General features: G+C 38.7%; 7 protein-coding genes. 5 read left to right on the top strand and 2 right to left on the bottom strand.

Annotation, left to right across the window (positions count from 1 at the left end):
- Positions 1–32: 32 nt before the first annotated feature.
- Together K8S13_RS14145 and K8S13_RS14140 are read right to left on the bottom strand one after the other, a co-directional pair.
- Positions 33–767 carry an OmpA family protein gene (locus K8S13_RS14145; protein WP_291463414.1) on the bottom strand — a complete coding sequence of 245 codons (735 nt, stop codon included), beginning with the start codon at positions 765–767 and terminating at the stop codon, positions 33–35.
- Positions 764–1543, bottom strand: a complete 780-nt coding sequence (locus tag K8S13_RS14140; RefSeq protein WP_291463413.1) for a MotA/TolQ/ExbB proton channel family protein — start codon at positions 1541–1543, stop codon at positions 764–766. Before K8S13_RS14140 ends, K8S13_RS14145 begins: the two co-directional genes overlap by 4 nt.
- A 446-nt stretch (positions 1544–1989) precedes the next feature.
- Here K8S13_RS14140 and K8S13_RS14135 point away from each other — a divergent pair, with 446 nt between their 5' ends.
- The 5 genes from K8S13_RS14135 to K8S13_RS14115 all read left to right on the top strand — a co-directional run.
- Positions 1990–2553: a PEP-CTERM sorting domain-containing protein gene (locus K8S13_RS14135; protein ID WP_291463411.1), complete on the top strand. Its 564-nt coding sequence runs from the start codon at positions 1990–1992 to the stop codon at positions 2551–2553.
- 304 nt (positions 2554–2857) lie between these two features.
- Complete coding sequence (locus K8S13_RS14130) at positions 2858–3061, top strand: type II toxin-antitoxin system VapB family antitoxin (RefSeq protein WP_291463408.1); 204 nt, start codon at positions 2858–2860, stop codon at positions 3059–3061.
- Complete coding sequence (locus K8S13_RS14125) at positions 3058–3423, top strand: PIN domain-containing protein (RefSeq protein WP_291463407.1); 366 nt, start codon at positions 3058–3060, stop codon at positions 3421–3423. Before K8S13_RS14130 ends, K8S13_RS14125 begins: the two co-directional genes overlap by 4 nt.
- A 95-nt stretch (positions 3424–3518) precedes the next feature.
- Positions 3519–5402, top strand: coding sequence for an extracellular solute-binding protein (locus tag K8S13_RS14120; RefSeq protein ID WP_291463416.1), 1884 nt, complete (start codon positions 3519–3521; stop codon positions 5400–5402).
- Positions 5403–5408: 6 nt separating this feature from the next.
- Positions 5409–5704, top strand: a 296-nt coding sequence (locus K8S13_RS14115; RefSeq protein ID WP_291463406.1) for an ATP-binding cassette domain-containing protein, incomplete at its 3' end; no start/stop codon positions are given.

Below are 5704 nucleotides of genomic sequence, written 5' to 3'. Positions count from 1 at the left end.
TCCTCTGATCATTTGACTCATAAGTCAGGGTGTCAGTTTTGGGTTGTTTTTTTTTCCAGAACAAATTCTACCCTCCTGTTTTGGGCTTTGTTTTCTTCAGACGTGTTGGGTAAAAGGGGCATGATTTCTCCATATCCGGTGGCGGTAAGTCGTTGGGGGTTAACCCCTTTTGAAATAAGATATTTTAACACAGTGGTGGCCCGAACAGCTGATAATTCCCAGTTCGAAGGAAAAATAGCCGTGGAAATGGGAGAATCATCTGTATGGCCTTTGATATTAATGTTAAATTCCGGATAATCGTATAAAATTAGGATAATTTCATCAAAAATGGATATGGCTGTGTTGTTTAAAGCGGCAGAACCTGAGTTGAACAATGCTTTTCCTTTTATGCTCACAATAATTTTACCATCCAGAATTCTGGTGGATATATTTTGCTTTTGTTTGCTTGATCGTGCAAACTTAGTGATATTTTCGAATAATGATTTTTCTCGTGAACGAAGGCCTGTAACATCTTCAATGGTGATCTGTGTATCAACGCTCTCAGGTATTTCCATCAATTCCATTAAACCAATAAGATTTTCATTGCTTTCCACCCGAATTTTAATGGTTTCAATGGTACGTTTGTATCTTTCTTTTTCAAAAAAAGAAAGGGTGTACAGCAGAACAAAAAAGACAAGCATAATGGTCATGAGATCTGCATAGGTAACAAGCCATGTCGCCTCATCATCATATGTGATAAACGTGCTATTATAGGTATTGTCTCTCATTTTTCCTGTTTTAGATTCATCTTAACAAGGGGTTTGCGCAATCTTGAGGAAATAAAACTGGAAAGTTTTTCGTAAATAATAACCGGGTTGTTGTTATTGATAATTGAAATGGCACCTTCCCGTTTGATTTCAAGATTGATAATTTCAATAACGGTTCTGGATCGAAGTTTTCCTGCAATGGGCAGGAAAAACAAAGTTGATAATAAAGAACCGTAAAAAGTGGTCAGCAGAGCAACAGCCATTGCAGGGCCAATATTTGAGGGGTCCTGGAGCCTGCTCAACATTTGAACAAGACCGATCAAAGTCCCGAGCATTCCAAAGGCCGGAGCATATATCCCCATTTTTCTGAATACATCCTGGACAATAAAATGCCTCATTTGAAGAGATTGAATCTCTGTAGTTAATGCCGCGCGAATAACTTCCTCGGAGGAGCCGTCTGCCAGAAGGCCGCAGGCTTTTTTTAAGAAAAGGGAATCTGTTTTAATTTTACTGAGTGCCAGAAGCCCCTGACGTCTGCTGATATGACTGAGCTTGATCATGGTTGCCACGGCTTCATTGGGATCATCTTTATCTTTTGAAAAAACAAAATAAGCTGCCTTAAACGCGGCAAGAACATCCCTGAACTGAAATGTAATCAGGGTTGTGGCAATGGTCCCGCCAAATACGATCATCAGGCCCTGAACATTTACAAAATTGTGAAGGTCTCCGCCGATATAAATAGCGCTGATGATTAACGAAAGACCGGAAATAATACCTATAAAAGATGCAATATCCATATTAAACTTAATTATCCTCGCAAAATACGTCTATACCTTAAAGACGAATATAATAATGATTCAACGCCCATGCTATATGATAATATTTTTAGGGTCAAGATTTACTTGTACACTCCAGGGAAGCCGAGTGCAAAATAGGTAATTGTTTTCCTAAAAGTGTTACATTATTTACCTAATTTTATTACATTATTTACCTAATTTTAAAATTTTCAAATTGATTAATACTCTTGATTAATTAGTTTTTTTTAAATTATAGAAATTTGCCAATGAGTTCAGACGGTTGTAATGTTTTATATATCTCCAAAATAGTGTTGGTATGTTTCTTGCAATGAATTAAGATAATATAGAGCAATTATGAATTTATATACTGTGACCGGCACCTTTGTCGATAAAATAGAGTGAATTAAAAATGCTGATTTTTAATTATTTATAAAGAGGAGTCTGAAATGAAAAGGTTATTCAGATATGTGTTAATGTTTTTATTAGGTTTTTCAGTTTGGAGCTTAACGGTGACAGTATGGGCCACACCAATTGAGATGCAGTTTTCATTTGATATGAAAAATTCAGGTGGAATGTCCATTCCGCCCCCGACATCACCGGTGACCGGCACCCTATTATATGAGGCTGACTCACTAACGGATCCTATCACATCCTTAATATCTATAGATCTGATGATCAATGGATACACTTACGGGATATCAGAGATAGGATTCATTAACGCAATATATAGTAATCCGGCCGTATCAATGGTGGGTGGGGTCGTCGATGACATTAACGGAATTGTTGGAGGGGGCGACGATAACGATGATTTTTACCTCATATGGAACAGAGTAACTCTGGGTAATCCGGTACAGTTAGCATACGCGGTCTCAGGAGATACGAACAATCAGATATGGTACTCTGAGGCCGATCCCGAAATAACCGCGGCGGCTGTCCCAGTGCCTGCAACAATGTTCCTTTTGGGTCTTGGCATCTTGGGTCTTGCAGGAATTAATAGAAGAAAAAAATAGTGATAAAATAATATCCCAACTTTTGGAGGAGTAAATTCGTCTTTATTCCTCCTATAGTTGGGGCCTTTGGCTATCATGAAGGCTGAAATATGTAATAGCTCTTCCCCCATTATCAGGTTGAGAATGGAGTTTATGACCCTTTCAGACAAATTATAGACCTTCCATAGTACAGCTGGCCAGTTGAACTTATTGTAACTCGGACAAAGCGGTGAACTTAACTTTCACGGCAGCTGCACCGTGATTATTTTGGGTGAATTCAATAAGTCAGTTGACATTCGCACATAAATAATGCATATATATGCATATGAGAACCACATTAAACATAGATGATCAAATGCTGGAGAAAGCATCTTTTTTAACAGGTATCAAAGAAAAAACTTCTTTGGTCCGGCTTGGTCTTGAGGCTTTAATTGCGCGCGAAAGCAGCAAACGACTTGCCAAGCTTGGGGGCACAGAAAAAGAATTACGCTCTATTCCACGACGAAGATCAATGAAAGAAAAAATATGATTCTTGTTGATACTTCTTTATGGATCAACCACCTTAGAAGCAGTGAAAAGCATTTAAAAAAATTGCTCTTTGACGGTGATGTGATGTGCCACACCCATATCATAGGTGAATTGGCATGTGGGAATATAAAAAATCGAAAAGAAATTATTTCTTTATTACAAGCCTTGCCGATGGCTCCTAAAATTAAATTTAATGAATATCTATATTTTATTGATAAAAATCAATTAAATGGCCGAGGAATCGGTTTCGTCGATATACATCTTTTAGCATCAGCTCAATTAGGCCAAGTAAAGTTGTGGACTGTTGACAGAAGACTTAAAATCACTGCTACCGAATTGGGTTTAAATTATAAAAAAAAATAACACTTTAGATGTTCCATCAATTAAAGCCAATATTACGATGCAGGAAATAGTGGATATTGTTAGAGAAGGAAGAGAAAGGTAGAAGTGCTAAAGCAATGAAATTTAAACTAATGATGTTCGCCCTGATATTGCTGTGTTGCTTCTGTCTGGCAGGCTGTGGGGACAATGATACACAAAAAAGCAGGCAAAAAGAGCAATCCGGGTCAGAATCAGGCTCAAAAATTATTGTCACGACCAAGGAAAAAATATATGCTGTTTTGCCGGATAATATTAAATGGCTGACCAATGAATCAGATCCGGTTTTTTCATCTAAAAGGGCACTAAAAGGCGGAATCCTTCATTCTGCTATCACAAGTTTTCCCATGACGTTCAGGGTGGTGGGACCGGATTCAAACGGCTCGTTCAGAAGTGCAATCTTAGACAATCAATTATCCCTGATTAATATTCATCCCAATACAGACAATATTATTCCTGAGCTTGCCACACGCTGGGCCTTTGGAGATGATAAGAAAACCATGTACTTCAAGCTTTCCAAAGATGCTGAATGGTCGGACGGTGAGCCTGTTACGGCATGGGACTATGTATATGCCCTTGAATTTATGCGGTCTGAACATATTATTGCTCCCTGGTATAATGATTACTACACAAAAGAAATAGAAGCGGTCATTGTCTATGATGATCATACCATTGGGGTAAAAAGCACGAAAGCCGTGCCGGATCTTCACTTGAAACTAGGAATTTCACCCACACCAAAGCATTATTTTGGAACACTTGATGAAACATTTGTCCAAAAATATAATTGGAAGATTGTTCCCAATACCGGGGCCTATCAGATCTATGATTTCAAAAAAGGAAAATTTATCAAATTCAAAAGAAAAAAAGACTGGTGGGCTAGAGACAAGAAATTTTTAAAAAACCGCTTCAATGTTGATGCTGTCGTGTTTGATGTGATCCGGGATTTTAATCTTCAATGGGAATATTTTAAAAAAGGGAAACTGGATGTTTTTGGTTTGACAATGCCCAAATATTGGCATGAAAAATCTAATATTTCTCTGTTTCAAGAGGGATATATCAATAAAATATGGTTTTTTAATGATCAGGAGAGATCCGCACAGGGGATGTGGCTTAATCAGGATAGGGAAATATTCAAAGACAGGCGCCTGTGTTATGCATTCGCCCATGCAATGAATATTGAAAAGGTTATAAACAATGTATTAAGGAAAGATTATTTCAGGCTGGCCCAGGCATTTTTCGGGTATGGGCAATATACCAACTACACGATAAAACCAAGGATTTATGATATTGCAAAAGTTCAAGATTTAATGATATCTGCCGGTTGGACAAGGGGAAGTGATGGTATCTGGCAAAGAAAAGGGAGAAGATTTTCTGTTAAGGTCACATACAGTTATGAGGAACATACGCCAAGACTTGTGGTGCTGAAAGAAGATGCATTAAAAGCAGGGGTTGAATTACTGCTTGAACGACTGGATTCCACTGCAATGTTTAAAAAATTCTTGGAAAAAAATCATGATGTCGCATGGATGGGATGGAGTACCAACATAAGACCCTCCTATTGGCAGGGGTGGCATTCCGACAATGCCCATAAGCCGCAGACCAATAACATTACCAACACGGATGATCCCGGGCTGGATGAATTGATTGATAAATACAGGGCAAGTCTGAATGAAGATGAAAGAATAGAACTGTCATTAAAGATACAGCAGTTCATTCATGAAACCGGAGCCTTTGTGCCGACATTTATGGTTCCCTATGTTCGGCTGGGGTATTGGAGATGGCTTGAACTTCCTGATTTTCATGGAACCAAACGATCCGACAGCCTGTTTGATCCTTTTTCATCCACAACCGGCGGCCTTTTTTGGGTGAATGCCGAAAGAAAGGATGAAACCCTCAATGCCTTGAAAAAGGATAAGGTTTTTCAACCGATTGTTATTGTGGATGAACGATTTAAGGTGGAGTAAGCAGCTATGGTTGATCAGATCATTTTAGATGTCATGGATCTGGTGGTTGATTTTCACACGGAACTTGGAATTGTCCAGGCTGTTGAACAGGTAGATTTTCAACTTAAAAAAGGCAAAATACTCGGCATCGCAGGAGAGTCCGGATGTGGCAAAAGCGTCACTGCTCTCAGTATCATGAGGCTTTTACCAAAACCGGTGTCACGGATTGTTCAAGGCCAGGCAATATTCAACAATCAAAATATTTTCACCCTGCCGATAAAAGCGATGCATCATATCCGGGGCAGGAAAATCTCCATGATTTT

Source organism: Desulfobacula sp., assembly GCF_021107415.1.
Note: the sequence above shows the minus strand (reverse complement) of the source record. Positions and strands in the feature narration are given on the sequence as shown.